We start from the raw sequence: 26,019 nt of genomic DNA, 5'->3' as shown, positions 1-26,019 counted from the left end.
CGGGTTTTTTTATGTATATGAAAATTCTCATGTGTAAATCATGAAAAAATACATATATGAACATCGGTGATCATTCTGGTATAGTGAAAAAGACCGATTACAACAATGAAAAGAGGTAGAAACGTTGGTTCAATTGGCAACCGTTTTATTTGTCATTATCATTCTCGCACTTATGATTTGGTTCAGGGTGAAAAAGGGAAACAGGCCGATTAAAGGCGGCGGCTTCGGCATCATTCTCCCGCTTTTGATTATCGCCGTCATTTTCACATTCAGTATCAGCCAGCTCATGAATATCCCGGGAAAGCCGTTTCATTTTCCCGCTCTTTGGGAGCTCGCCATCGCCGGACTGTTAGGCGCGGTATTCGGTGTCATCATGCTGTCGCAAACCGCCTATGAAATCCGGGAAGACGGCTTTGTCTACTCCAAGCGGAATAAAAACTTTAAATATGTCATTATCGCGATTATTGCGATCCGTATCGCGCTCAGCCAATATTTCAAAAACATTGACGCGGCGGAATTCGCCGTTTTAACGATGGAGCTTGCTTTTGTGTATTTGTGCATTTGGCGGATCGGAAGTTTCGTGAAATACCGTAATATCAGCAGATCCGGCTTATAAAATGAAAAAAATGGATGGGGTGCGGGGCTTATTTGCCCTCTGTGCAGGGATTCATGGTAAAATAAAAACGACCATGGCTAATGGGAGGAAATCACTTGAAATCAGAAAAAGAAAAAACTTCTAAAAAAAGCGCCGTACTTGATTGGGCGAAAGCCATTATCATCGCTGTCGTTCTGGCACTGCTCATCCGAAACTTTTTATTTGCTCCTTATCTCGTTGATGGAAGATCAATGGATCCGACGCTACATGACCGCGAGAGAATCTTTGTCAATATGACGGTCAAATACATAAGCGACTTCAAACGCGGCCAGATCGTCGTGCTGAACGGAGAAAATGAGCACTATGTCAAACGGATTATCGGACTTCCCGGCGACACGGTTCAAATGAAAAACGATCAGCTGTATATCAACGGCAAAAAAGTGTCTGAACCGTATTTAGCGGCAAACAAGAACAAGGCGAAGCAAGGCGGCTTTGACCGGCTGACGGAAGACTTCGGCCCGGTGAAAGTGCCGGACGACAAATATTTCGTCATGGGTGATAACCGCAGAGAATCTATGGACAGCCGCAACGGCCTCGGTCTTTTTACGAAAAAACAAATAGCGGGCACATCAAAATTCGTCTTCTTCCCGTTTAACGAAATTCGAAAGACGAAATAAACCGTACAGGCAGTTTTCTTCATGAGAAAACTGCTTTTTTTATATAAATTTATCTCTCCACCCTCAAAAACAGAACATAAATTCGTATATCTATTTAATAGATAGAAAGTTTTACAGATACATGAAACATCTTCCCTTAATGAAACGTTATATGAATAACTCACGCAGGGAAGAACGGTTTTCTATTCATGAAAAAAAGGAATATGACATAGTAATGAATAGATTGATACGGGCTGGAGGTAGAAAAATGGGAAGAATTAAAACAAAAGCAGCCATTTTACTTGTACTGCTGCTGTTATTAGCGGGCGGTTATATGGTCATAAACGATATTGAACTGAAAGACGTGCCGACTGCAATCGGACAAACCCTGTCCCAGGAAAAAGAAGAATATACAGTCAAAACATATAAAATTACGAAAATCGAAGGAACTGAGTATCACGGTACGGCAGCGAACGGCACAAAAATTATTTTTAACGGCGACAAGCTGAAGCAGGATCTCTCCGATGTGAAAAAAGGTGATAAGATTAAAGCGTATTTCAGCAAATCAAACCGGATTGACGGCTTATTGAAGGTCGTCAAAGTGAACGAATAAATAAAGACGCCTTTTATGGGAAAAGGGCGCTTTTTATTTTTCTGAATAATGAGGTGCAAATTCATTGCGCCTGCCGCAAAGGATGTTATAATAGCGGATAAGGACAAAAAAATATTGATTGTATCCTTCGGGGCTGGGTGAAAATCCCGACCGGCGGTAATAAGGCGCTTTGCGCTTTACAGCCCGTGACCCGTATGCATCTGTATACGGTGGATTCAGTGAAAAGCTGAAGCCGACAGTGAAAGTCTGGATGGGAGAAGGATGAGAGAAGCTATGCAAAAAATAAACTTGCTGTATAGTCTTATTTCCTATGGATTAAAACTGGCAAAGCCCCGAACTGTGTAAACATTCGGGGCTTTTTTGACGCCAAATTGCGTGGAAGAAGGGAGGGATAACGATGGATGAATATTATATGAATACGGCAATAGAACTTGCCAGACGCGGTGAAGGACAGACACAGTCCAATCCTCTTGTCGGCGCTGTCGTCGTCAAAAACGGACAGATCGTCGGAATGGGCGCCCATTTGCAATACGGAGAAGCACATGCCGAGGTTCACGCGATTCATATGGCCGGCAGACACGCAAAAGGCGCCGATTTGTATGTGACGCTGGAGCCTTGCAGCCATTACGGAAAAACACCGCCATGCGCCGAACTGATAATAAAGTCGGGGATAAAAAGGGTGTTCATTGCTGTGAAAGATCCGAATCCGCTTGTAGCCGGAAAAGGCATCGGAATGCTGGAAGCAGCGGGCATCGAAGTGAAAACCGGACTTCTCAGGCAGCAGGCAGAAGAGCTGAATAAAATGTTTCTTCACTTCATGCGGACCGGACTTCCGTATGTCACCTTGAAAGCGGCCGCGAGCCTTGACGGGAAAACAGCGACCGAAACCGGTGACAGCAAATGGATTACATCAGAGGCGGCAAGGCTAGATGCCCAGCAATACAGGAAATCGCATCAAAGCATTCTTGTCGGAGCAGGCACAGTCAAAGCCGATAATCCGAGCCTGACCTGCAGGCTTCCTGATGCGGTGAAGCAGCCGGTCAGAGTGATTCTCGATACAAAGCTGACCATTCCTGAAACGGCAAATGTGCTCACTGACGGCGCTGCGCCGACATGGATATTTACGGCCAAAGGTGCAGACGTGCAAAAGCAAGATCGGCTGACCGCACTCGGAATAAAAGTTTTTCCGCTGGAAACAGACCGCATTCACATCCCTGAGGTGCTCAGTATTCTCGCTGAAAACGGCATAATGTCCGTTTATGTGGAAGGCGGAGCATCCGTACACGGAAGTTTTGTCAAGGAAGGCTGTTTCCAAGAGCTTCATTTCTATTTCGCCCCTAAATTAATCGGAGGAACGCTTGCTCCCAGCTTGATCTCCGGTGAAGGTTTTCAATCAATGAAAGATGTCCCCCATTTGCAATTCACACAAATCACCCAAATCGGGCCGGATATAAAACTGACGGCCATACCTAAAGATGGAAAGGATGGTGACGATGTTTACAGGAATCGTTGAAGAAACAGGCACGATCCAAGCAATCAAAAAGACAGGCCTTTCCATGGCATTAACCATCACCGCTTCAAAAGTGACAAGTGATGTGAAACTTGGCGACAGCATTGCGGTAAACGGCATCTGCCTGACCGTAACCGGATTTTCTGACAATCAATTTACGGTTGATGTTATGCCGGAAACAGTGAAAGCCACTTCGCTGAACGGCTTGTCAAAAGGCAGTAAAGTAAACCTGGAAAGAGCGATGTCCGCCAACGGACGGTTCGGCGGCCACTTTGTATCAGGGCATGTGGACGGAACGGCGGAAATTACGCGGATCGAGAAAAAAAGCAACGCGGTCTATTACGATTTAAAACTTTCGCCGGAATTGACAAAAACGCTCGTATTGAAAGGTTCAATTACGGTAGACGGCGTGAGCCTGACGATTTTCGGTCTATCAGACGAAAGCGTGACGGTATCCATCATTCCGCATACCATCTCAGAAACGATTTTTCAGACGAAAACAGTCGGATCGACCGTAAATATTGAGTGTGACATGATCGGCAAATACTTATACCGCTTTTTGCACAAAACAGAACAAACGAAAAGCAATCAAACTATCACGGAAGCCTTTTTAAGCGAGAACGGCTTTTAGAAAGGAAGATCGATATGTTTCATCCGATAGAAGAGGCGTTAGAGGCGCTGAAAAAAGGTGAAGTCATCATTGTTGTCGATGATGAAGACAGAGAAAACGAAGGAGATTTCGTAGCGCTGGCTGAGCATGCCACGCCTGAAGTGGTGAATTTTATGGCGACCCATGGGAGAGGCCTGATCTGCACGCCGCTGTCTGAAGACATCGCCGGCCGGCTGGATCTTCACCCGATGGTCGATCATAATACGGACTCACATGAGACCGCGTTTACGGTCAGTATTGACCACAGGCTGACAAAAACAGGCATCAGCGCTCAAGAACGTTCTTTTACGATTCAGGCGCTGTTGAACGAGGAATCTGTGTCTGACGATTTTCAGCGTCCGGGCCACATTTTCCCCTTAATCGCAAAAAAAGGAGGCGTCCTGAAGCGGGCGGGCCATACGGAAGCAGCCGTTGACCTTGCAAAAGCCTGCGGATCTCAGGGAGCGGGCGTCATTTGTGAAATTATGAATGAAGACGGCACAATGGCCAGAGTGCCGGAGTTAGCCGAAATCGCCGAACGCCACCAGCTGAAAATGATTACGATAAAAGACTTAATAGAGTACCGTTACAACATTACGACACTTGTGAACAGAGAAGTTGATATTACGCTGCCGACTGACTTCGGCACGTTTAGAGTTTACGGATATACAAACGAGGTTGACGGAAAAGAACATCTCGCCTTTGTCATGGGGGAAGTTCCGTTTAACAGCGAACCCGTTCTTGTCAGAGTGCACTCAGAATGCCTGACGGGCGATGTGTTTGCATCCCATCGCTGTGATTGCGGACCTCAGCTTCATGCCGCGCTTGCGCAAATTGCTGAAGAAGGCCGCGGCGTTCTATTGTATTTGCGCCAGGAAGGCAGAGGAATCGGTTTAATCAATAAGCTGAAGGCGTACCGATTGCAGGAACAAGGGTACGACACGGTTGAAGCGAACGAAGCGCTCGGCTTTCTGCCTGATCTGCGCAACTACGGCATCGGCGCCCAGATTCTCCGCGACTTAGGGGTTCAGCATATGAAACTTTTAACCAATAACCCCCGGAAAATCGCCGGCCTCGAAGGATACGGTCTCAGCATTTCAGAACGGGTGCCGCTTCAAATGGAAGCGAGTGAGCATAACAAACAGTATTTACAGACCAAAATGAAAAAACTTGGACATCTGCTTCATTTCTAAAAACAAATCTCACAAAAAAGGATGGATAACATATGAATATCATACAAGGAAACCTAGTAGGAACAGGACTCAAAATCGGAATCGTCGTCGGCAGATTTAATGAATTTATAACGAGCAAGCTGTTAAGCGGAGCGGAAGACACGCTGCTTCGCCACGGTGTAGAATCAAACGACATTGACGTCGCTTGGGTGCCGGGAGCGTTTGAAATCCCGTTTGCGGCAAAGAAAATGGCGGAAACGAAAAAATACGATGCCGTCATTACGCTCGGCACGGTTATCAGAGGAGCGACAACGCATTATGACTATGTCTGCAATGAAGCGGCAAAAGGCATCGCCCAGGCGGGAACGGCGACGGGCGTCCCGGTTATCTTCGGCATCGTGACGACTGAAACCATTGAGCAGGCCATCGAACGAGCCGGAACAAAAGCCGGAAATAAGGGAGCGGATTGCGCAGTATCTGCCATTGAAATGGCAAATTTAAACCGCTCATTTGAATAATTTGTTGAAAAGCGTTTAAAACCGCGGCGAAAATGATATAATGTGAGAAAACGGATCGCCTTATGTATCCGTTTGATAGGACATGAATGGACATTTTGGATATAGAGGGGTTTTTATGTTAATTCGTTATAAAAAATCGTTTGAAAAGATTGCGATGGGTCTTCTGTCATTTATGCCGAATGAAAAAGATCTCAAGCAGCTTCAGCAGACAATAAAGGACTATGAAACGGATACTGGCCGCCAGCTCTTTCTATGGAAAGAGGATGAAGATATCGTCGGAGCGATCGGAGTCGAAAAAAAGGACTCAGAGGTTGAAATCCGGCATATCAGCGTGAATCCTTCTCACCGCCATCAAGGAATCGGAAAGCAAATGATGGACGCCTTAAAACGTCTGTTCAAAACGGAGGCACTCGTTCCGAATGAATTAACGCAAAGCTTTTTTGAACGCTGTCAACATCAAAAAGATCAGGATATCTCTTATAATAACTGACAAATGCTCCCGGAATCTTCACGGTTTCGGGAGCTGTTTTGATATAGAAAAAGCAGGGCTGACCGTCAGCCTCTGCTTTTTTTTCTTCTCTCAATTTCCCGTTCGCGTTCCTTAATGACATCCGTCCTGTCCCGCAGGCGGTGTTTATGGATAAGAAAGGTATCTGATACGCCGTCTTGCCCCCATGTATAGCCCTTTCGGCGGCATTCGGCAAGACATGCTTCTTTCAGGGCTTCATCTGTAATCGGAAGCATAACACTTCTGTAAGGCAGGCCCGCTTCTATATCGTCTGACAGCGTTTCTATCAGCTCAATCAGCTTCGGATGGCTGAGCCCGAGAGAACAGACCGCCTGCTTTTCAGACCGGAGAATACGTAAGCTGTTGGCAATCAGCCGTTTCGCCCCGGCTTCATTTCCCCTGCGCTGGTGATACAGAGCGACGGCAAGCTGAATCAGGCCGACCCAATGAATGCTCCGCTTTTCAGCCGGGCTTTCTTTCCAATATTCCTCTAACAGTTCATGACACTCAAAATAATCTCTTGATGCGTGAAATTCGGCCAAAAAGCCGATATAAGCTTTAGGATACAAGCCGCTTCCTCCTTTTATGCTAAAACCAGTGTACCACAGCGCTATGAAAAGGAAAAAGAGCGGCTTGGTGTCTGAAGCCTGAGGAACTAGCAGATGTAAGATGCTCCTACGACAACGAGCAAAATAAACAGAACGACAATTAATGCAAAACCTCCGCCGAAACAAGCTCCGCTCATGTGAAATCAGCCTCCCTTTGTTTCAAGTTTACACGGCTATCATATGTGCATCCGCCTTTAAAGGTATAGGCGTATATCTTCTTTTTCAGTATTTTCTAAATAACGGAGGACGTGTATAAAAGTATTGGACGAGAGCATTTCGGTGGATTATACTAAAGGGTAGCCAGTTTTTCCGGCAATGAGAGTGATACTGAAAATGGTGAGATAATGGTAGAATATCAAGTGAAAATTGATACGTTTGAAGGCCCATTGGACCTGCTGCTTCATCTGATTAACCGTCTTGAAATCGACATATACGACATACCCGTGGCAACCATTACTGAACAATATTTATTATATGTACATACAATGCAAGAGCTTGAACTTGATGTCGCCAGTGAATATCTGGTCATGGCGGCGACGCTTCTCAGCATTAAAAGCAGAATGCTGCTTCCGAAACAAGAAGAAGAGCTGTTTGAAGACGAAATGCTTGAAGAAGAAGACCCTCGGGACGAGCTGATTGAAAAACTGATTGAGTATAGAAAGTATAAAACCGCTGCGAAGGATTTAAAAGAGCGGGAAGAAGAAAGACAAAAGTCATTTACAAAGCCGCCGAGTGATTTAAGTGAGTATGCAAAAGAAATCAAACAGACCGAGCATAAACTGTCGGTGACCGTTTATGACATGATCGGCGCGTTTCAAAAGGTGCTTCAGCGTAAAAAAATCACGCGGCCGAAAGAAACGACCATTACAAGACAGGAAATACCGATTGAAGACAGAATGAACGAAATCGTAAAAAGCTTAAAAACGGCGGGGAGAAGAATAAACTTCACGGAGCTTTTTCCTTCTCGGCAAAAGGACCATCTCGTCGTGACGTTTTTAGCAGTCCTGGAACTGATGAAAAATCAGCAGATTATCATTGAACAGGAAGAAAACTTTTCAGATATATACATTACGGGGAGTGAATCCATTCATGGCGCTTGATATCGTGAATTGGAAAGCGATTGTGGAAGCCCTGCTGTATGCGGCGGGTGATGAAGGGCTGACCAAAAAGCAATTGGTGACGGTGCTTGAAATAGAAGAAGCGGAACTGGCCGGAATCATGGAAGAAGTGGCCGCTCAGTACAAGGAAGATGACAGGGGCATCGAGCTAACCGAATATGCGGATACGTATATGCTTGGAACGAAAAAAGAATTCGTGCCTTATTTGAAAAAACTAATTGAAGTGCCGTCAAAAGGGCTGTCACAGGCTTCTTTGGAAGTGCTGGCGATCGTTTCGTACAAGCAGCCGATCACACGGGCGGAAATTGAAGATATCCGGGGCGTGAAGTCTGAGCGGATTCTGCACAGCCTCGTGTCAAAAGCGCTGCTGTGTGAGGTGGGCCGCGCCGACGGTCCCGGCCGGGCGATTTTATACGGCACGACACCGGTATTTCTTGAACAATTCGGCTTAAAAACATTGGAGGAGCTCCCGCCGCTTCCTGAAAATGCGGAGGAAGACGTTCTCCAGGAGGAAGCCGATTTATTCTTTGAAAACTTCAACCAAACTTTTGAGGATATTAAATAATAATCGTTTTTCATCATACGATAGTAGGGAAAGGCCATTGATGAATGACGCAAATGACGAAGTAAAAGAGAGGAAGGAAACGGACGGAAATGGGAAATTCGATTGTGAGGGCCCATACTGAAGAAACTGGTGAATTTTTAGCCGAGGTTGTCACGATGGTCAGCAAATATTTAAATCATACAACATTGCCGGAGATGCGGGCTCAAGGAGAGGCGGATGAGGCATACTGCCGCGACGTGCTCAGTGTGCTGAGGAGGATGACCGTCTTTTGCGAAGGCGCCCAGGAAGCCTGCCGCCGGCTCTTAATGCAGGAGCCGTTTCATGAGGTGAGAGCGGAAAAAACGCTGTATAAAGTGTATCATCAGTGCGTGGAAGAATTTTTCATGCCGAAAAAGGATACATGGTACGAAAACAGCCGCGCCGCTTATACAGGCCAAAGCGCGATTGAATTCTACCAGCAAGTGCCGGATTCGCTGCGGAGCCTTCTGCTTTCGCTCAGCAGTGAATTTCTGCGCATGCGGGAAGAATTGGCGCAATATGAAGCATCAGGCTCAAATATGGCATCAGTCAGATAAAAACTCTTCCTTTTGGAAGAGTTTTTTTATGTGAAAGTGATGCAATTGGTATTCATAAGTCATGGACATGCGCATAAACTTGTACAAACCCACAACAAGGACGTGAGCATTCATGCGCTTTCTCAAAAAAGCTGCCGTATTTCTTTTGACTTTTGTTATTCTTTTTTCCATTACAGACGGCAATACGGCACATGCCCAAATACATGTCAGCGCAAAAAGCGCGATTATAATCGACGGAGCATCTGGCCGGGTGTTATTCGCCAAGGATGAACATCATAAGCGGCGGATTGCAAGCATTACGAAAATCATGACGGCGGTGCTGGCGATTGAATCAGGGAAGATGGAAGAGACCGTGACGGTTTCTCCGAATGCCGTAAAAACGGAAGGCTCAGCCATTTATCTTCAGCCGGGACAAAAAGTAAAGCTGAAAGATCTCGTATACGGGCTTATGCTGAGATCAGGAAATGACGCCGCTGCGGCAATAGCGGAATATGTCGGCGGTAGCCTTGACGGTTTTGTATTTATGATGAACAAAAAAGCCGAGCAAATCGGGATGGAAAATACAAAATTTCAAAATCCGCACGGGCTGGACGACCATGAAAATTTATATTCAACGGCGTATGACATGGCGCTTTTGACTAAATACGCGATGAAAATCAAGGAATACCGGACCGTTTCAGGCACAAAAGTGTATAAGGCGGAAACGATGGACCGGGTATGGAAAAATAAAAACAAGCTTCTGACTGGGCTCTACCGTTACAGCACAGGCGGAAAAACGGGTTACACAAAAATCGCGAAACGGACGCTCGTCTCGACGGCCTCAAAAGACGGTACGGATCTCATCGCGGTCACCATAAATGATCCGGATGACTGGGATGACCATATGAATATGTTTAATTATGTCTTTGATCACTATAAAACCTATGTCGTCGCTAAAAAAGGCGGCATTCCGAAGCTGAAAAAGACGTTTTACGGAAAGCGCGCTTTTATTGCCCGGGATGTCAAATATTTGTTAAAAGAGGATGAAATCGACGATGTAAAAATCAGCACAACCTTAATAAAACCGAAAAAAGCCTGGAAAAAGGACGCCTCTCTCATTCCTGATGTCGTCGGCCGGATGACTGTTATGCATGATGGGAAAGTGATCGCCAAGATCCCCGTCTATTATGAAAATGAGCGCCATAAAAAACCGAAAAAGCATTTCATTGAGACGTTTACGAGCCTGTTTATGAGCGCGGCGGGCGGTTCGTCATGGTCAATTTAATCTGGGTATGTCTGACGGTAATCGGACTTGTCTTTGCGATGTTTAACGGTACCTTGCAGGATGTGAATGAAGCCGTTTTTAAAGGAGCGAAAGAAGCGGTTACGATCTCGTTCGGATTAATGAGCGTTCTCGTGTTCTGGCTCGGCCTGATGAAAATAGCCGAGCAGTCCGGCCTTTTGGATATATTCAGCAGAATGTGCCGCCCGTTTATTTCTAAGATGTTTCCCGATATTCCCCCTGATCATCCGGCGATGGGATACATCTTATCAAATCTCATGGCAAACTTTTTCGGACTGGGAAATGCGGCGACACCGCTCGGCATTAAAGCCATGGAGCAGATGAAAAAGCTGAATGGAGGTAAGTCTGAGGCCAGCCGTTCCATGATTACCTTTTTGGCGGTAAATACTTCGAGTATTACATTGATACCGACAACCGTCATTGCCGTGCGCATGGCTTACTCGGCGAAATCACCGACCGATATCGTCGGGCCGACCATCTTAGCGACTTTAATTTCGGGAATCGGCGCGATTTTCATTGACCGCTACTTCTGGTACCGCCGCAAAAGAAAAGGGAGGTAAGCGAATGGAAATGGTGAATTGGCTGTCTTTAGCCATGATTCCGATTATTATCGCCGGTATATTGATATACGGCACGGTCAAAAAAGTGCCGACGTATGAATCATTCGTTGAAGGCGGAAAAGAAGGAATTGAGATTGCGTTTTCCATCATTCCGTATTTGGTCGGGATGCTGGTGGCGATTACCGTATTCCGGGCCTCGGGCGCGCTGGATTTTGTCATGGGGCTGTGCAAGCCTTTCTTTACAGCGATCGGCATTCCCGCAGAAGTCGTGCCGCTTGCTCTGATCCGCCCGATTTCGGGGACGGCGGCGCTCGGCATGACGACAGATCTGATCGCCGTGTACGGGCCTGATTCATTTATCGGCAGGCTGGCCTCGGTCATGCAGGGATCGACTGACACGACGCTGTATGTCCTGACGGTGTATTTCGGGGCGGTCGGCATCAAAAAAATGGGGGATGCTTTAAAGGTTGGTCTTCTTGCTGATTTGATCGGGGTGGTTGCATCAATCATCATAGTTACGTTATTATTTGGAAGCGCCTGAAATCAGGCGCTTTTTATATATCAGAATAACTCTCCCTGAAAAAGCTTGTTTGTTCAAGGGGAAAAAAGTAAGATTATACTTGAGGTGAACGACATGGAAAGACTGCAAAAAGTTATTGCTCATGCCGGCGTGGCATCACGCAGAAAGGCGGAAGAGCTGATAAAAGAAGGAAAAGTAAAGGTGAATGGAAAAGTAATAACAGAGCTCGGCGTAAAAGTGACCGGTTCTGATCAGATTGAAGTAAACGGATTAAAGGTGGAGCGGGAAGAACCCGTGTACTTTCTGCTTTATAAACCGAGAGGAGTGATCTCAGCAGCTGATGACGACAAAGGGCGGAAAGTGGTGACCGACTTTTTCAAAGAAGTGCCGCAGCGCATTTATCCGATCGGCAGGCTTGATTATGATACGAGCGGACTTTTATTGCTGACAAATGACGGCGAGTTTGCCAACAAACTCATGCATCCGAAATACGAAATTGATAAGACATACGTCGCCAAAGTGAAGGGGATTCCTTCCAAGGAACTTCTGAGAAAGCTTGAGCGCGGCATTCAGCTTGAAGAAGGCAAGACGGCGCCGGCCAGAGCGAAAATGCTTTCCCTGGACAAAAGAAAGCAGACGAGCATCATTCAGCTGACGATTCATGAAGGCCGGAACAGACAGGTCCGCCGCATGTTCGAGGCGATCGGTCATGACGTGCTGAAACTAAAACGTGAAGAATACGCATTTTTAGATTTAAGAGGCCTGCGCACAGGAGACGCAAGAGAATTGTCGCCGCATGAGGTGAAAAGGCTGCGGGCTTTAGCTGAACACGGTAAAAACGCTTTCTAATTTTCACATAACCTTCAAAAATTACAAAACGTGTTGATGATATAATTGAATGGATTTGCAGGCAGGGGAGGGGAGCAGTGTACAATGAACAAAAAACGGCGGCGTTTATTCATTCGGACCGGCATCCTTCTCATCTTACTCTGCGCGCTCGGATATACCATCTATAATGCCGTATACACAAACGGTGAGCGTATATCTGAGGGGTCCAAAGCCCCGAATTTCGCGCTGAAAGATACAGAGGGCAGACTCATAGAACTGAGTCAGTTAAAAGGAAAAGGTGTTTTTCTGAATTTCTGGGGAACGTGGTGCGAGCCGTGCAAGAAGGAATTTCCCTACATGGAGAATCAATACAAGCATTTTAAAGACCTCGGTGTCGAGGTGGTTGCGGTAAATGTCGGCGAATCAAAAATTGCAGTACATAATTTTATGAAAACATACGGCGTCAATTTCCCGGTTGCGCTCGATACTGACCGGCAAGTGCTGGACGCGTACGGCGTATCACCTATTCCGACGACATTTTTGATCAATCCCGACGGAAACGTTGTGAAAGTGGTGACCGGCACGATGACAGAACGCATGGTTCATGACTATATGAATTTAATTAAGCCGGAGGCGTCTTCATGAAAAAGGTCAAATGTGAATGCGGGCACGTGAATCCAGCAGGGACGGTTTTGTGCGAGTCGTGCGGGAAGCCGCTTGATGATCAAAAATCGCCGCTTGCGGATATGCGGTACGACGGCAGCGCAAGGCGTTCGCAAACATATAACAAAACAATCGTAGATAAGGTATGGAACTTCTTTTCTTCCGTAAAAGTCGGAATATGGCTGATCGTCATTACTCTGGCGGCGTCTGCTTTCGGCACGGTTTTTCCGCAGGAAGCTTATCTGCCGCCGGGCGCCCAGCCGGATACATATTATGAACAGCAGTACGGCATAATCGGTCAACTGTATTATCTGCTGGGATTTCATCAGCTGTACGGCTCATGGTGGTATATGCTCCTGATCGCATCCATTGGCATATCACTGGTCATCTGCAGCCTGGATCGGGTGATTCCTTTGTACAGGGCACTGAAAAATCAAGGAGTTCGGCGGAATCCGGTCTTTTTGAAGAGGCAGCGTCTATACAGCCGGACAGAAACCGAGCTGAGCGGGGATGCGGCTGATAGCCTCAGAACACGATTGAAAAAAAAGCATTATAGAGTGCGAGAACAAGAGGGAAGCATTCTGGCGGAAAAAGGCCGTTTTTCAAGGTGGGGGCCCTACGTCAATCATATCGGCCTGATCATTTTTCTGATCGGAGCCATGCTGAGATTTGTACCCGGTATGTATGTCGATGAAACGCTCTGGGTCCGTGAAGGCGAAACCGCCCAGATCCCCGGCACTGACGGCAAGTATTACTTAAAAAACAATCGGTTCACGATGCAGACATATAACAAAGACACTGAGAAAAAAGTATTCGCCGACGCCATTGACAGAGCCGGAAACGGCAAAGTCGCCAAATCCTTCACAACGGACGCGGTTTTGTACAAGAGGGAAGGCGACATTGTATTCGGTGAAAAGCCGAAGCTTAAAAGAGTCAAAGAAAACAATATCCGCGTCAATGAACCGCTGCGCTTTGACTCCTATTCTGTGTATCAGGTGGACTATAAAGAAAACCAGCTCGATCAGATGGTATTTCAGCTGATCGACCAAAAAACAAAACAGTCATTCGGCAAACTGAAGATCAATCTTCTTGATCCCGACACGGACTATGATCTTGGTAACGGTTACAAAGTGCAGATCGCCAGTTATCTTCCTGATTTTTATTTTAACAAGGACGGAGAACCGAGCACGAAAACGAAGGTTCCTAACAATCCGGCTTTTGTCTTTAAAATCACGGCTCCTGACAAGCCGAAAGGGGAGAAAAGTTTTGTTGCGATTCAGCAGACTGTTGAAGGTTCCGAAAGTAACAAGTACAAATTAAAATTCGACCATGTGGAAACGAAAAACATTACAGGACTCACCGTCAGAAAAGACTTAACCTTATGGGTGCTTGCCGTCGGCGGCGCGATCTTTATGATCGGCGTCATTCAAGGAATGTACTGGCAGCACAGAAGGATCTGGATCAAAACAGGTGATCATGAAGTGCTTGTGGCGGGACATACGAACAAAAACTGGTTCGGTCTGAAAAAAGATATCGAATTTGTTCTTAGCGGGACCGGGATTCAAGAGCCGGCCGATCAAAAAGAATTGGCCAAAAATCAGGCCTAGTGAAAAAGGAGTGGTGTCATGGCGGAGCTGAGCGCAAATTTTCTTTATGCTGCCTTTTTGATTTATTTAATTGCCGTCCCGGTTTTCGGCGGCGCCATCCGGGGAACAAAAGGTGCTAAGGACGGTAAGGGCCGCTGGTCGGCTATCGGAATCACGTTAACCATTTTCGGATTTCTTTGTCATCTAGGCTACTTCATTGCGAGATGGTCAGCAAGCGGACATGCGCCTGTCAGCAATATGTTTGAATTTACGACGTCATTCGGCATGATGCTTGTTCTCGCTTTTATTATTATTTACTTTATTTACAGACTGCCTTCATTAGGCATGTTCACATTGTCTATCGCGCTTTTGCTTATCGCATATGCAAGCATGTTTCCGACAGACATCACGCCGCTTATTCCGTCACTGCAGAGCAATTGGCTGTACATTCACGTCACAACGGCGGCGCTCGGGCAGGCGATTCTTGCGATCAGTTTTGTAGCCGGCGTCATATTCCTGTTAAAGCATGTCGACCAATCCAGACCGGGCAAAAAAACGTTCTGGCTTGAAGTCATCATGTTTATACTCGTGACGACCGTGGCATTTATCGCCGTCACGTCGGCATTCCGGCTGGCTGACTACAAAGCTGAATTTAATTGGGTGGATAAAAAAGAGGCCAAAAGCGTCATGATATATGATATGCCTGCGCTTGTCGGCCCGCATGACGGAGAACTGCTTACGGAAGGCGCAATGAAGCCGCTTATTGAGCTTCCGGCCATTTTTTCAGGCAGAAAGGTCAATACGGTGATCTGGTCGTTTGGCGCAGGTCTCGTTTTATACGGTGCGCTCAGGCTGATATTCAGAAAGAGAATCAGCGCTCTTATCAGCCCGCTCGTCAAAAATGTGAATCTGGACTTGGTCGATGAAGTCGGCTACCGCGCTGTTTCTATCGGTTTTCCGGTATTCACACTCGGCGCGCTTGTGTTTGCGATGATTTGGGCGCAGCTTGCATGGACGCGTTTTTGGGGCTGGGACCCGAAAGAAGTATGGGCGCTGATCACCTTTTTATTTTACGCAGCGTATTTGCACTTGCGGCTGTCAAGAGGCTGGCATGGCGAAAAGTCCGCGTGGCTTGCCGTCATCGGCTTCGCCATTATTATGTTTAACTTAATTTTTGTGAATCTCGTGCTTGCCGGACTTCATTCGTACGCATAGATGCAAAAAGCCGATACAGTTCTCAAGCTGCCGCACAGTTTGTTAAAATGAAAGTAACAGAAGGAAAGCAGGGGGAAAACGATGGATCAAACAAATGAAACTAAAATATTAGTAGTAGATGATGAAGCCAGAATTCGACGCCTTTTAAGAATGTACCTTGAACGGGAAAACTATGTGATTGAAGAAGCGGAAAACGGCGACGAGGCCATTAAAATGGGGCTGGCATCAGATTATGATCTGGTGCTCTTGGATTTAATGATGCCGGGAACGGACGGAATAGAAGTATGCCGGCAGCTCAGAGAAAAAAAAGCGACGCCGATTATCATGCTGACGGCAAAAGGGGAAGAAGCCAACCGCGTCCAGGGGTTTGAAGCGGGTACGGACGATTATATCGTCAAGCCTTTCAGCCCGAGAGAAGTGGTGCTTCGGGTAAAGGCGCTTTTAAGAAGGGCTTCCCAAACATCTTATCTGACAGCCAATACCCCGACAAAAAATGTGCTCGTCTTTTCGCATCTATCCATTGATCACGATGCTCACAGGGTGACTGCGGACGGCACAGAGGTGAGCCTGACGCCGAAGGAATATGAACTGCTGTACTTTCTGGCGAAAACACCGGACAAAGTGTACGACAGGGAAAAGCTTTTAAAAGAAGTGTGGCAGTATGAATTTTTCGGAGACCTCAGAACGGTGGACACCCATGTCAAACGGCTCCGTGAAAAATTAAATAAAGTGTCCCCGGGAGCGGCGAAAAAAATCGTCACTGTATGGGGAGTCGGATACAAATTTGAGGTAGGCGCTGAATGAAGTTTTGGAAAAGCGTAGTAGGTAAGCTTTGGTTTACCATTCTTTCACTCGTGTTAATTGTTTTATTTATTTTAACGGTGCTGCTTCTGGAATTTATAGAAAATTACCACGTTGAAGAAGCGGAAAAAGATTTAACGCAGCTTGCCGATAAAATTGCGGTCATAATAGAAAATCATGAAGACCAGCCGCTTGCCAGATCCATCACGTGGGAACTGGCGGACAATTTAACGAGCATCGCGATCATTCAGGATGATAAGCATGTCTGGTATTCGCCCAATGACGATAATCATTTATCCTCTATTACATTAGAGCAGATCAAACATGACCGGGATCTGCACAAGGCGCTGACAGACCGCAAAAAAGTAAGCAAACGTGCGGTGCCCAACAATGCCGGTTCGGATAACGAACGGCTGATCGTCGGAGTGCCGTATGAAAAAGACGGCAAAAAAGGCATGGTCTTTTTATCCCAATCGCTGCTTGCCGTCAAAGATACGACGAAACATACAACCCGCTATATTTTTCTTGCGGCGGGCATTGCCATCGTCTTGACAACGTTTTTCGCGTTCTTTTTATCCAGCAGGGTGACATATCCCCTTCGGAAAATGCGGGAAGGCGCCCAAGACTTGGCGAAAGGAAAGTTTGATACAAAAATTCCGATTCTGACCCAAGATGAAATCGGGGAACTGGCCATTGCCTTTAATCAGATGGGACGGCAGCTCAATTTCCATATTAACGCGCTGAATCAGGAAAAAGAACAGCTTTCCAATATTTTAAGCAGTATGGCAGACGGGGTCATTACCATTAATATCGACGGCACCATTTTGGTGACCAACCCGCCGGCCGAACGTTTTCTGCAGGCATGGTATTATGAGCAGAACATGAACATTAAAGAAGGAGACAACCTTCCCCCTGAAGCAAAAGAGCTATTTCAAAATGCAGTGAACACGGAAAAAGAGCAAATGATTGAAATGACGCTTCAAGGAAGGTCATGGGTTTTATTGATGTCACCTCTTTATGCGGAATCACACGTCCGCGGCGCCGTGGCCGTGCTCCGTGATATGACCGAAGAGCGCAGGCTCGATAAATTGCGTGAAGACTTCATTGCCAATGTCAGTCATGAGCTCAGAACCCCGATTTCTATGCTGCAGGGATACAGCGAAGCAATAGTGGACGACATTGCAAGCACTGAAGAGGAGAAAAAAGAAATCGCGCAGATCATTTATGATGAATCTCTTCGCATGGGCCGGCTCGTCAATGATTTGCTGGATTTGGCCAGAATGGAATCCGGACATACGGGCCTGCACTATGAAACGGTAAACCTGCATGAATTTCTGGAGAAGATCTCCCGCAAATTTTCCGGGGTAGCGAAGGAAAAAGGCGTTTCGCTCACAGAAGACATCTCGGTGTCTCAGCCGGAGTGTGTCTTTGACGAAGATAAAATGGAACAGGTGTTTACCAACCTTATAGATAATGCGCTGCGCCACACGGAGTCAGGCGGAAGCGTTCATATCGCGGCTCAGACCGTAAAAGACGGACTGAAAATCGATATCAAAGATTCCGGCTCGGGAATACCGGAAGAGGACCTGCCTTTTATTTTTGAACGTTTTTATAAAGCGGACAAAGCAAGAACAAGAGGCAGGGCGGGAACCGGACTCGGACTCGCCATCGTAAAAAATATCGTGGAAGCCCACGGCGGTTCAATTGCGGTTCACAGCAGCATCGATAAAGGGACGACGTTTACATTTTATATTCCGACAAAAGTGCAGGATGACGTCTGAAATTGACGAACAATCTTGTTCCATACGAAACACCCGCATGTTCTGCGGGTGTTTTTTATTTGTTTCTCCTTTAAAAATTTAAGAATATGTTAATATAAATTCCCTTCCAAATTCCAGTTTCTCGTAATATAGTTGTAATGTAACTTTTCAACGCATTTTTACGACAAAAAAGTGAACGGAGGGGTTTCCCATGGAAGAAACCTTTCAGATATTATATGATGCATACCATCAAGATTTATATCAATTTTTATTTTATATGGTAAAAGATAAGTCGCAGGCTGAAGATTTGGCGCAGGAAGTGTATATCCGCGTCTTGAATTCCTATCATACATTTGAAGGAAGAAGCAGTGAAAAAACATGGCTGTTGTCCATCGCACGCCATGTGGCGATTGACTGGTTCCGCAAGCAGCAGACGATCAGACAGCGTATTATGGGTACGTTTGATTGGGATACACAAGATGTCAGAGATCAGCATTTGCTTCCGGACGAACTCGCCGTACAGCATGAAAACGTCCGGGAAATTTATACCGCGCTTGATCATTGCACCATTGATCAAAGAGCTGTTATTATCTTGAGATTTATTCAGGGATATTCCATTCAGGAAACAGCCGCCGCTCTCCGCTTCTCGGAAAGCAAAGTCAAAACGACCCAACACAGAGGGCTCAAAATACTTCGGAAACAGATGGAGCTTTTGAGGGAGGAGCTAATGGATGATGAAGTCATATTGGAACGAAGAAAGAGTAGAGGAGTTGTTAAGACAACTTCCGGCGGTTAGAGATCATCGTTCACCCGAGGCCATTTACCGGAATATTGAAACGGGTAAACCGTACAGGAAAAAGCCGGCCCGAAGCTGGATCGGCCCCGCCGCAGCCGGCGTCTGCGCATTGTGCATCGCTCTGATTATATCTCCTCACCTGATGACAAACAAATCTTCCGGTGATCTGACCGCTGACAGCCGCCAGACTGAAAAAGCCAGTCAGTCAGCTTCTGTCAAGCCGCCGGATCAGAAGACGTTCGTCGTCTCAAACCAAAACAAAAACAATTACATTACTTTGGCATTTGCCGATTCAGAAACATCCGCCGTCATTCCGGTCAGTTTTGAAAAAAAGAAGCCGGATGAATCGGTATCAGAGGCTTTATCCGAAGCGGAAAACCTAGAAGTGCCCGAATCCTTCCTTTCTGTGCCGAACCTTTTGGACGGTGTGCAGGTAACGGCGGATAAGAAGGATTTGCTTGTGCAGGTAAACGGACGGCTTTCTATCGAATCAGTTGCCGATGCTGACTTATTGAAAAAGATGCTGAAAGAGACTTTGACATGGAGTCCTTACGAGCGGATTAAATTGAAAAAGGTTCAAAACGGAGCCGGACAGGATTTTTATAAATCTTACGGCATTTCCGCTGAGATGTCCGTACATAAACAGACAAACCGGGCGTATTTTTCTTACAGCGACAGTCTGGGACAAGAGTATCTCATCCCGTCTGAACAAACCTATTATTCAGTATATCAGGCTATTGACGGGATGAAGACAACAGACGGAGGCTCACAGACCGCGAGCATTATAGAAGCAGGTGCGATTGCATCGGTATCGGAAAGGGAAGACGGCGAGCAGCTGCGGATTCAATTGTCCGAAAAACATAAGGTTGAAGATTCGCTGGAAGGGATTTTAATGATCGAAGGGCTTCTGTTAACCGCGAAGGAATTCGGTTATTCTGAGGTGCTGTTCACACATGCGCATACAAAGAAAATCGGTAATTATGATGTGACAAAACCTATCGCTGTGCCTGCCGCGCCTAATCCGCTTCCAAGCCATTAAACGTAAAAAAACCCAAAACATATGAATGTTTTGGGTTTTTTGTTGGTTACGGAAGGTCAATCAGTTTAACGGAAACAATATCCTGAACTGAAGTCAGCTCATTGACGACTTTATCATCTAAATGTTTATCAAAAGAAAGCATCATAATGGCTTCTCCGCCTTTTTCTTTACGGCCTACCTGCATGGTAGCGATATTGATATCGTTATCGCCGAGGATGCGTCCGACGCGTCCGATTACACCAGTCGTATCCTGGTGCTGGATATAAACGAGGTGGCCGGCAGGATTTAAGTCAATATTAAAGCCGTTCAGTTCAACGATTCGTTCACCGAAGTGAGGGATATACGTAGCCGTTAACGTAAATGTGCTCCGGTCTCCGGTTACTTTTACGCTGATGCAGTTATCATATCCTGATTCATTGGAGGAAATCTTCTCGCTGAAGCTGATTCCGCGTTCTTTTGCTACACCGCCGGCGTTCACTTCATTGACCGTTGAGTCTACACGCGGTTTTAAGAAACCGGACAGCAGGCTTTTTGTAATAAATGATGTTTCAAGTTTGGCGATGGTGCCTTCATATTGAATCGCAACATCTTTGACGGGTTCCTTCATACATTGTGACACGAGACTTCCGATTTTATCGGCAATTTGGTGATAAGGCTGGATTTTTTTGAATTCATCTTTCGTCATCGCAGGCAGATTGATCGCTGACATGACAGGCAGACCTTTTGCAAACTGCAGCACTTCTTCAGAAACCTGTGCCGCGACATTCAGCTGTGCTTCTTTCGTTGAAGCGCCTAAGTGAGGTGTGGCGATCACCAGCGGATGGTCGGGAAGCTTTGATTCAACTGGCGGTTCCACTTCAAACACGTCAAGGGCAGCGCCTGCGACATGGCCGCTTTCCAGCGCTTCCAAAAGCGCAGCTTCATCAATAATTCCGCCTCTTGCGCAGTTGATAAGGCGGACGCCTTTTTTCGTTTTGGCAATGGTTTCTCTGTTAAGCAGTCCTTTTGTTTCCTTTGTTAAAGGCGTGTGGACGGTAATGATATCCGCGCTTTCAAGCACTTCTTCGAATGTCCGGCTGTTTACGCCGATTTTGCCGGCTCTCTCTTCGGTTAAGAAAGGATCGAATACATGAACCGTCATACCGAACGCTCTGGCGCGCTGGGCAATCTCGCTTCCGATCCGGCCCAGACCGACAATGCCTAAAGTCTTTCCGTAGAGCTCCGCCCCGACAAAAGCCGTCCGGTTCCATTCTCTTGATTTTACTGAGATATTGGCTTGCGGAATGTGTCTCATTAATGAAGAAATCATCGCGAATGTATGCTCTGCCGTTGAAATGGTGTTTCCATTCGGCGCGTTTATCACGATAACTCCATGTTTTGTGGCCTCATCGATGTCGATGTTGTCTACCCCGACACCGGCTCTGCCGACGATTTTTAAAGAGGTCATTTTTTTAAACAATTCTTCGGTTACTTTCGTGGCACTGCGGACTAACAGGGCATCAAAGGTATGTAATTCATCTTCTGCATCCGCGACGTTTTTTTGAACAATTTCTATAAAGTCTGATTCCATCAGCGGCTTTAAGCCGTCATTGCTCATCTTATCTGAGACCAAAACTCGAAACATTGTTAGATTTCCTCCTAGTTTAGCTGACTAAATATCTGATAATTTATCATATTCTCAATAGAGTGTCAATGTGTATTGACGCAGTAAAGGAGAAAAGGAAACCGCGGAATCAGCTGAAAATGGGGCTTCCCCAATATTTTATTTAAATTTGAGCAGTTCTCTATACAATTGCAATTTGATCATATATAATGTGAATAAATTCATAAGATCAATCTTCGGGGCAGGGTGAAATTCCCTACCGGCGGTGATGAGCATCATGCTCTAAGCCCGCGAGCTGCTTCGGCGGCAGGATCCGGTGAGATTCCGGAGCCGACAGTATAGTCTGGATGGGAGAAGATGGAGGTTCAGCAGACGTTTTGATGCTTATATCAAACGTTTCTTTGCCAAGCCTTAGTAAGCTCCCGCTTTTTAACAAAAGCGGTTTTTTTATTGGGGCGCAAAAGAACCTTTCCTCTTTTCGAGAGATTTGATCGAAAAGGAGAGAGCATTGTGAAAGTAAAAAAATTAGTTGTCATCAGTATGCTTAGCAGTATTGCTTTTGTGCTTATGCTGTTAAATTTCCCGTTTCCGGGTCTGCCGGATTACTTGAAAATTGATTTCAGTGACGTTCCTGCAATTATCGCCATTTTGGTTTACGGGCCTGCGGCGGGGATTGCGGTTGAAGCGATTAAAAATATTCTGCAGTATATCATTCAAGGAAGCATGGCCGGCGTGCCTGTCGGGCAGGCAGCCAATTTTATCGCGGGAACGCTGTTTATTCTGCCGACAGCGTTTATGTTTAAAAAGCTCAATTCTGCAAAAGGTCTTGCGGTGAGCCTTCTGGCCGGAACCGCGGCGATGACCGTGCTGATGAGTATTTTGAACTATATTCTTATCCTGCCCGCGTATACTTGGTTTTTACATTCACCGGCACTGTCAAACAGCCAGTTAAAAACGGCGGTTGTCGCAGGAATTCTGCCGTTTAACATTGTAAAAGGCATTATCATCACCATCGTCTTTACGTTCATCTTTACGAAGCTGAAACCTTGGATTGAACAAAAACGCAGCATCCAAACACAATAAAGACTGAAAGCGTCCGCTCTGTGAAAACAGCCGGACGCTTTTTTGTTTATGCTGATCGCAAAAAATAAGACTCCGGCCGATAACAGCCGGAGTCTTATTCAGGACGAAAAAGCTCCTCTCACGGGGAGGGCTTTTTTATTCGTATTTCAGCGGGTCGCCTTCGAACGGTTCATCCGCAACTTTGATTGAATCAGTAGGGCATCCTTCAAATGCGTCAATCATATCTTCTTCCAGAACTTCCGGAACTTCGACGACGCCTTTATTTTCGTCAAGCGTAACGAACGCAATGCCTTCATCATCATAATCATAAATGTCTGGTGCCGCAGCTCCGCAGGCGCCGCATGCAATACACGTATCTTTATCTACAATTGTGTACTTTGCCATGAATAAAACCTCCCAGATTGTTCGTGTTGGAACAAATGGTTTACCTTATATATTTTTAAATATAACACCTATTCCTCTTACTTATTGTAATGATGTTAGTGTCAAATTTCAACAGAAAAATGATTGAGAATGCTTATCACATAAGGGATTCTCTTTAGCACTTCCCCCTAAAAGATGACTTTAAACGTCAAATTTATATGAAAATCTGTTAAAATAAAAAGAACCAAAAAACGAAACTTGTCACAGAAGAAATGTAGGTGTGTTTAGATTGGCGATAAACTACTTTGATACCGTGGTTCTCGACTGTCTGGACAAAATAGACGGCGAACGGACTCCGAGTGCTGTGTTTCATTTATTAAAAGGAAAAAAGTCGTCTCAAACCATTCAGGATGCCGGCTTATTTCAGATCGCTAAATATTTCGGCATGGCTTCACAGTGTGAACGCGGCGATATTACGGCTTCTTTGCATAAACTCACCGAGAACTCATACATTACAGCCGGAAAAGAAGAGGGAACGTGGAAAGTGACTGCGCGCGGCGTTCAAAGGCTTGAACGGGCGTTTGCCGAGCGGCCTTGGCCGAAGGACTGCCACGGCGCGAATTATCAAACGCCTGCTGGCACCCTGTGGAGGCGGCTTTCCCTGCTCATTCAAGTCCTGTCAAACAAAGAGCATCAATGTAGTCAATATATCCCGGTTACCAACGATGTGCAGACGCTGAGATGGATCAAACGGTTCATGCGGAAAAACAGAGATGCTAAAGAGCTTTCCGTCCAAATGCATGACGCGCTGTTTCAGCTTCTGCAAGGCGTAAGTGAACGGCAGGCGCTTATTTTTGTCTATTCTTTAACTTCATTCAACAGAATCGGCAAAACGAATAAGCAGCTCGCTCTCCAGCTGAACGAAGATGAATGGTATGTGTCCGTCCAGTTTTGGGGAGCGGTACATTATGTTATTCAATCGCTTCCGCAATGTGCATATCCCGCTCTGCGCGAGCTGCTGTCCGATCTGCAGGCGGAAAGCGCGCTGACACAGTCTGCCAGAAAAACCTTTGAGCTGTTGGAAAAAGGGTTTCCGATTGAACGGATCGCCGCGGTCAGAAATTTAAAAACCGCCACAATCGAAGATCATATCGTAGAAATATCATTGCACCAACCTGCATTTTTTATAGAACAGTATCTTTCTGAAGAGGAACAGCGTATGATAACGGCATTTGCAAAACAGCATCAAACGAATAAAATTAAACGGATTCGCGAAGGAATGCAGATGCGCTTCAGCTATTTTCAGATCAGGCTGGCGCTGGCAAAGACGGTGAATCAGCATGACTGAGCTGCATAAAGCTTTATCCAGGTATTTTGGTTTGCATTCCTTTAAAAAAGGGCAGGAAGAGATTATGACTAGCGTGCTCCAAAAAAAAGATACGATCGCCATGCTTCCGACCGGCGGGGGAAAATCATTATGCTATCAGCTCCCGGGTTACATGATGGACGGGCTGGTGCTGATTATTTCACCGCTTCTTTCATTAATGGAAGATCAGGTGCAGCAGCTGAAAGCGAAAGGAGAAAAGCGGGTTGTGGCATTAAACAGCATGCTGAATTCCGCAGAGCGGCATTTTATCCTCAGCAACATCAGCCGGTATAAATTTCTCTATATGTCTCCCGAAGCCCTTTCTTCACCTTATGTGCTGAACCGTTTGAAAAATGTCCCGGTCAGTTTATTTGTTATTGATGAGGCTCATTGCATATCAGAATGGGGACATGATTTCAGGCCTGATTATTCGAAGCTCGGGCCTTTCAGGCAGGCACTCGGAAAGCCGCCTGTATTGGCGCTGACCGCAACAGCGACAAAAGAAACGCTCAGAGACGTGACGGATGTACTCGGACTTGAGCATGCGGTGCGTCATCTTTATTCAGTCAACCGGCCGAATATTCTCCTGGCGGCAGAACATTTGGCGGATAATGCCGAGAAAATAAGCAGGCTCACGGAGCTTGCCGAAAAGCTTGAAGGCCCGGGTATCATATATTGTCCGACCAGAAAATGGGCGGAAGAGCTTGCGGCTGAGCTGAATGAAAAAACGGGAAAGCGGACGGATTATTATCACGGCGGAATGGATACAGGGGACAGAATCTTGATCCAGCAGCAATTTATCCATAACCAGCTTGATTGCATCTGCTGTACCAATGCGTTCGGCATGGGTGTGGATAAGTCAGACATCCGCTTTGTCATTCACTTTTATCCTCCCCAAACGGCCGAGGCCTTTATGCAGGAAATCGGCAGAGCGGGACGCGACGGCAGCCCGAGTGTCAGTATTTTGCTGAGGGCGCCCGGCGATACCGAGCTTCAGCAGCAGATTATTCAGACGGAAAGCCTGTCTGATTATGACCTGGGAGCCATTCTGGCCGTCATACGGGATGCCGGTACGGGTGATGAGCGAAAGCTTCGGGACGTTCTGATCAATAAGGGCGTCCAGGAAACACAGGCGCGAACGGCCGTCCATCTGTATCTGCAAGGAAAAACCACAAAAGAGCAGCTGCAGGAAGAACTGACATACCGCGTGGAAAAGAAGCTGCGTAAAATGAATCGTTTTTCGGCGTTATTAGAGCGGAAAGAATGTATAAGAGAAGCGCTACTGTCTTATTTTGATGAACCGTATGAGCCTGAAGGTCAAACCGGACAATGCTGCAGCAGCTGCGGACTTGATCTGGCTCCGTACGAGCAAAAAGGAGAACGTAAAAACATGGAACGGTTTGAAGATTGGAAGCTGGAATTAAGCCGGATTTTCGGTTCAGAGTCTGCGGGTGAGTTCAGCTGAGA

General features: G+C 46.2%; 29 protein-coding genes and 2 riboswitches. Of the genes, 25 read left to right on the top strand and 4 right to left on the bottom strand.

Features of this window, described 5'->3' with window-relative positions; translation table 11 throughout:
* The first annotated feature begins 124 nt into the window (after positions 1-124).
* The 8 genes from U2H13_RS11370 to ribT all read left to right on the top strand — a co-directional run bounded on the left by U2H13_RS11370 (position 125) and on the right by ribT (position 6,203).
* Positions 125-616 carry a CcdC protein domain-containing protein gene (locus U2H13_RS11370; RefSeq protein ID WP_376700462.1) on the top strand — a complete coding sequence of 164 codons (492 nt, stop codon included), beginning with the start codon at positions 125-127 and terminating at the stop codon, positions 614-616.
* An 80-nt stretch (positions 617-696) separates the two neighbouring features.
* Positions 697-1,272 carry a signal peptidase I gene (lepB, locus tag U2H13_RS11365; RefSeq protein WP_024085545.1) on the top strand — a complete coding sequence of 192 codons (576 nt, stop codon included), beginning with the start codon at positions 697-699 and terminating at the stop codon, positions 1,270-1,272.
* A 247-nt stretch (positions 1,273-1,519) separates the two neighbouring features.
* The gene (locus tag U2H13_RS11360) at positions 1,520-1,864 is read left to right on the top strand and encodes a hypothetical protein (protein ID WP_003153366.1); all 345 of its coding nucleotides are present in this window, start codon (positions 1,520-1,522) and stop codon (positions 1,862-1,864) included.
* Between the two features lie 119 nt (positions 1,865-1,983).
* A riboswitch (FMN riboswitch) is annotated at positions 1,984-2,130 on the top strand.
* A 131-nt stretch (positions 2,131-2,261) separates the two neighbouring features.
* Positions 2,262-3,377: a bifunctional diaminohydroxyphosphoribosylaminopyrimidine deaminase/5-amino-6-(5-phosphoribosylamino)uracil reductase RibD gene (ribD, locus tag U2H13_RS11355; RefSeq protein WP_376700461.1), complete on the top strand. Its 1,116-nt coding sequence runs from the start codon at positions 2,262-2,264 to the stop codon at positions 3,375-3,377.
* On the top strand, positions 3,358-4,005 hold the full coding sequence (gene ribE / locus U2H13_RS11350; RefSeq protein WP_121984464.1) for a riboflavin synthase: 648 nt from the start codon (positions 3,358-3,360) through the stop codon (positions 4,003-4,005). The genes ribD and ribE (U2H13_RS11350) overlap by 20 nt, the downstream gene beginning before the upstream one ends.
* A 14-nt stretch (positions 4,006-4,019) precedes the next feature.
* Positions 4,020-5,216 carry a bifunctional 3,4-dihydroxy-2-butanone-4-phosphate synthase/GTP cyclohydrolase II gene (locus U2H13_RS11345; protein ID WP_071391671.1) on the top strand — a complete coding sequence of 399 codons (1,197 nt, stop codon included), beginning with the start codon at positions 4,020-4,022 and terminating at the stop codon, positions 5,214-5,216.
* Positions 5,217-5,248: 32 nt separating this feature from the next.
* Entirely contained in the window at positions 5,249-5,713 is a 465-nt protein-coding gene (ribE, locus tag U2H13_RS11340; protein ID WP_003153372.1) for a 6,7-dimethyl-8-ribityllumazine synthase, read from the top strand.
* Positions 5,714-5,828: 115 nt separating this feature from the next.
* Positions 5,829-6,203 carry a GNAT family N-acetyltransferase RibT gene (ribT, locus tag U2H13_RS11335; RefSeq protein WP_003153373.1) on the top strand — a complete coding sequence of 125 codons (375 nt, stop codon included), beginning with the start codon at positions 5,829-5,831 and terminating at the stop codon, positions 6,201-6,203.
* Between the two features lie 65 nt (positions 6,204-6,268).
* Here ribT and U2H13_RS11330 read toward each other — a convergent pair whose 3' ends face one another.
* On the bottom strand, positions 6,269-6,790 hold the full coding sequence (locus U2H13_RS11330; RefSeq protein WP_003153375.1) for a DUF309 domain-containing protein: 522 nt from the start codon (positions 6,788-6,790) through the stop codon (positions 6,269-6,271).
* An 86-nt stretch (positions 6,791-6,876) separates the two neighbouring features.
* Positions 6,877-6,966 (bottom strand): YjcZ family sporulation protein, encoded by a 90-nt coding sequence (locus U2H13_RS11325; protein WP_003153376.1) that lies wholly within the window; start codon positions 6,964-6,966, stop codon positions 6,877-6,879.
* Between the two features lie 207 nt (positions 6,967-7,173).
* Between U2H13_RS11325 and U2H13_RS11320 the strand changes: the two genes are divergently transcribed.
* The 14 genes from U2H13_RS11320 (at position 7,174) to U2H13_RS11255 (ending at position 20,137) form a co-directional block, all read left to right on the top strand.
* Entirely contained in the window at positions 7,174-7,929 is a 756-nt protein-coding gene (locus U2H13_RS11320) for a segregation/condensation protein A (protein ID WP_061862345.1), read from the top strand.
* On the top strand, positions 7,919-8,512 hold the full coding sequence (gene scpB, locus U2H13_RS11315) for an SMC-Scp complex subunit ScpB (RefSeq protein WP_007409428.1): 594 nt from the start codon (positions 7,919-7,921) through the stop codon (positions 8,510-8,512). The genes U2H13_RS11320 and scpB overlap by 11 nt, the downstream gene beginning before the upstream one ends.
* An 89-nt stretch (positions 8,513-8,601) precedes the next feature.
* Positions 8,602-9,087 (top strand): DUF3907 family protein, encoded by a 486-nt coding sequence (locus U2H13_RS11310; protein ID WP_121984467.1) that lies wholly within the window; start codon positions 8,602-8,604, stop codon positions 9,085-9,087.
* Between the two features lie 112 nt (positions 9,088-9,199).
* The gene (locus U2H13_RS11305) at positions 9,200-10,351 is read left to right on the top strand and encodes a D-alanyl-D-alanine carboxypeptidase family protein (protein WP_021494253.1); all 1,152 of its coding nucleotides are present in this window, start codon (positions 9,200-9,202) and stop codon (positions 10,349-10,351) included.
* Entirely contained in the window at positions 10,339-10,929 is a 591-nt protein-coding gene (locus U2H13_RS11300; RefSeq protein ID WP_061862344.1) for a nucleoside recognition domain-containing protein, read from the top strand. Before U2H13_RS11305 ends, U2H13_RS11300 begins: the two co-directional genes overlap by 13 nt.
* A gap of 4 nt (positions 10,930-10,933) precedes the next feature.
* Complete coding sequence (spmB, locus tag U2H13_RS11295; RefSeq protein WP_061862343.1) at positions 10,934-11,470, top strand: spore maturation protein SpmB; 537 nt, start codon at positions 10,934-10,936, stop codon at positions 11,468-11,470.
* 93 nt (positions 11,471-11,563) lie between these two features.
* Positions 11,564-12,298 carry a 23S rRNA pseudouridine(2605) synthase RluB gene (gene rluB / locus U2H13_RS11290; RefSeq protein ID WP_007612296.1) on the top strand — a complete coding sequence of 245 codons (735 nt, stop codon included), beginning with the start codon at positions 11,564-11,566 and terminating at the stop codon, positions 12,296-12,298.
* 84 nt (positions 12,299-12,382) lie between these two features.
* A complete protein-coding gene (gene resA / locus U2H13_RS11285; RefSeq protein ID WP_017418058.1) occupies positions 12,383-12,922 on the top strand; it encodes a thiol-disulfide oxidoreductase ResA in 540 nt (179 codons plus the stop codon).
* Positions 12,919-14,547: a cytochrome c biogenesis protein ResB gene (locus U2H13_RS11280; RefSeq protein WP_065180561.1), complete on the top strand. Its 1,629-nt coding sequence runs from the start codon at positions 12,919-12,921 to the stop codon at positions 14,545-14,547. Before resA ends, U2H13_RS11280 begins: the two co-directional genes overlap by 4 nt.
* Positions 14,548-14,565: 18 nt before the next feature.
* Entirely contained in the window at positions 14,566-15,741 is a 1,176-nt protein-coding gene (gene ccsB, locus U2H13_RS11275; protein WP_003153395.1) for a c-type cytochrome biogenesis protein CcsB, read from the top strand.
* Between the two features lie 81 nt (positions 15,742-15,822).
* Positions 15,823-16,545, top strand: coding sequence for a DNA-binding response regulator ResD (gene resD, locus U2H13_RS11270; RefSeq protein ID WP_003153397.1), 723 nt, complete (start codon positions 15,823-15,825; stop codon positions 16,543-16,545).
* A complete protein-coding gene (locus U2H13_RS11265; RefSeq protein ID WP_007409435.1) occupies positions 16,542-18,323 on the top strand; it encodes an ATP-binding protein in 1,782 nt (593 codons plus the stop codon). The genes resD and U2H13_RS11265 overlap by 4 nt, the downstream gene beginning before the upstream one ends.
* A gap of 190 nt (positions 18,324-18,513) precedes the next feature.
* A complete protein-coding gene (gene sigX / locus U2H13_RS11260; protein ID WP_014418276.1) occupies positions 18,514-19,098 on the top strand; it encodes an RNA polymerase sigma factor SigX in 585 nt (194 codons plus the stop codon).
* Positions 19,073-20,137, top strand: a complete 1,065-nt coding sequence (locus U2H13_RS11255) for a hypothetical protein (protein ID WP_017418055.1) — start codon at positions 19,073-19,075, stop codon at positions 20,135-20,137. Before sigX ends, U2H13_RS11255 begins: the two co-directional genes overlap by 26 nt.
* Positions 20,138-20,183: 46 nt before the next feature.
* On the opposite strand, the gene serA is transcribed toward U2H13_RS11255, so the two are convergent.
* Positions 20,184-21,761, bottom strand: coding sequence for a phosphoglycerate dehydrogenase (serA, locus tag U2H13_RS11250; protein ID WP_003153401.1), 1,578 nt, complete (start codon positions 21,759-21,761; stop codon positions 20,184-20,186).
* A 207-nt stretch (positions 21,762-21,968) separates the two neighbouring features.
* A riboswitch (FMN riboswitch) is annotated at positions 21,969-22,103 on the top strand.
* Between the two features lie 147 nt (positions 22,104-22,250).
* Between serA and U2H13_RS11245 the strand changes: the two genes are divergently transcribed.
* Positions 22,251-22,823, top strand: a complete 573-nt coding sequence (locus U2H13_RS11245) for an ECF transporter S component (protein WP_003153402.1) — start codon at positions 22,251-22,253, stop codon at positions 22,821-22,823.
* Positions 22,824-22,958: 135 nt separating this feature from the next.
* Here U2H13_RS11245 and U2H13_RS11240 read toward each other — a convergent pair whose 3' ends face one another.
* A complete protein-coding gene (locus tag U2H13_RS11240; RefSeq protein WP_003153403.1) occupies positions 22,959-23,207 on the bottom strand; it encodes a ferredoxin in 249 nt (82 codons plus the stop codon).
* Positions 23,208-23,475: 268 nt separating this feature from the next.
* Between U2H13_RS11240 and U2H13_RS11235 the strand changes: the two genes are divergently transcribed.
* Together U2H13_RS11235 and U2H13_RS11230 are read left to right on the top strand one after the other, a co-directional pair.
* Entirely contained in the window at positions 23,476-24,534 is a 1,059-nt protein-coding gene (locus U2H13_RS11235) for a helix-turn-helix domain-containing protein (RefSeq protein ID WP_017418053.1), read from the top strand.
* Positions 24,527-26,017, top strand: coding sequence for a RecQ family ATP-dependent DNA helicase (locus U2H13_RS11230; protein WP_376700460.1), 1,491 nt, complete (start codon positions 24,527-24,529; stop codon positions 26,015-26,017). Before U2H13_RS11235 ends, U2H13_RS11230 begins: the two co-directional genes overlap by 8 nt.
* Positions 26,018-26,019 lie beyond the last annotated feature (2 nt).

Source organism: Bacillus sp. A1 (assembly GCF_042296235.1).
Taxonomy (GTDB): domain Bacteria; phylum Bacillota; class Bacilli; order Bacillales; family Bacillaceae; genus Bacillus; species Bacillus velezensis.
This window is presented reverse-complemented; position numbering and strand designations above follow the sequence as displayed.

Coding starts and splice junctions, on each gene's coding strand:
- lepB (WP_024085545.1), top strand. CDS start 697: ATGGGAGGAAATCACTTGAAATCAGAAAAAGAAAAAACTTCTAAAAAA.
- U2H13_RS11360 (WP_003153366.1), top strand. CDS start 1,520: ATGGGAAGAATTAAAACAAAAGCAGCCATTTTACTTGTACTGCTGCTG.
- ribD (WP_376700461.1), top strand. CDS start 2,262: ATGGATGAATATTATATGAATACGGCAATAGAACTTGCCAGACGCGGT.
- ribE (WP_121984464.1), top strand. CDS start 3,358: ATGTTTACAGGAATCGTTGAAGAAACAGGCACGATCCAAGCAATCAAA.
- U2H13_RS11345 (WP_071391671.1), top strand. CDS start 4,020: ATGTTTCATCCGATAGAAGAGGCGTTAGAGGCGCTGAAAAAAGGTGAA.
- ribE (WP_003153372.1), top strand. CDS start 5,249: ATGAATATCATACAAGGAAACCTAGTAGGAACAGGACTCAAAATCGGA.
- ribT (WP_003153373.1), top strand. CDS start 5,829: ATGTTAATTCGTTATAAAAAATCGTTTGAAAAGATTGCGATGGGTCTT.
- U2H13_RS11325 (WP_003153376.1), bottom strand. CDS start 6,966: ATGAGCGGAGCTTGTTTCGGCGGAGGTTTTGCATTAATTGTCGTTCTG.
- U2H13_RS11320 (WP_061862345.1), top strand. CDS start 7,174: ATGGTAGAATATCAAGTGAAAATTGATACGTTTGAAGGCCCATTGGAC.
- scpB (WP_007409428.1), top strand. CDS start 7,919: ATGGCGCTTGATATCGTGAATTGGAAAGCGATTGTGGAAGCCCTGCTG.
- U2H13_RS11310 (WP_121984467.1), top strand. CDS start 8,602: ATGGGAAATTCGATTGTGAGGGCCCATACTGAAGAAACTGGTGAATTT.
- U2H13_RS11305 (WP_021494253.1), top strand. CDS start 9,200: ATGCGCTTTCTCAAAAAAGCTGCCGTATTTCTTTTGACTTTTGTTATT.
- U2H13_RS11300 (WP_061862344.1), top strand. CDS start 10,339: ATGGTCAATTTAATCTGGGTATGTCTGACGGTAATCGGACTTGTCTTT.
- spmB (WP_061862343.1), top strand. CDS start 10,934: ATGGAAATGGTGAATTGGCTGTCTTTAGCCATGATTCCGATTATTATC.
- rluB (WP_007612296.1), top strand. CDS start 11,564: ATGGAAAGACTGCAAAAAGTTATTGCTCATGCCGGCGTGGCATCACGC.
- resA (WP_017418058.1), top strand. CDS start 12,383: ATGAACAAAAAACGGCGGCGTTTATTCATTCGGACCGGCATCCTTCTC.
- U2H13_RS11280 (WP_065180561.1), top strand. CDS start 12,919: ATGAAAAAGGTCAAATGTGAATGCGGGCACGTGAATCCAGCAGGGACG.
- ccsB (WP_003153395.1), top strand. CDS start 14,566: ATGGCGGAGCTGAGCGCAAATTTTCTTTATGCTGCCTTTTTGATTTAT.
- resD (WP_003153397.1), top strand. CDS start 15,823: ATGGATCAAACAAATGAAACTAAAATATTAGTAGTAGATGATGAAGCC.
- U2H13_RS11265 (WP_007409435.1), top strand. CDS start 16,542: ATGAAGTTTTGGAAAAGCGTAGTAGGTAAGCTTTGGTTTACCATTCTT.
- sigX (WP_014418276.1), top strand. CDS start 18,514: ATGGAAGAAACCTTTCAGATATTATATGATGCATACCATCAAGATTTA.
- serA (WP_003153401.1), bottom strand. CDS start 21,761: ATGTTTCGAGTTTTGGTCTCAGATAAGATGAGCAATGACGGCTTAAAG.
- U2H13_RS11240 (WP_003153403.1), bottom strand. CDS start 23,207: ATGGCAAAGTACACAATTGTAGATAAAGATACGTGTATTGCATGCGGC.
- U2H13_RS11230 (WP_376700460.1), top strand. CDS start 24,527: ATGACTGAGCTGCATAAAGCTTTATCCAGGTATTTTGGTTTGCATTCC.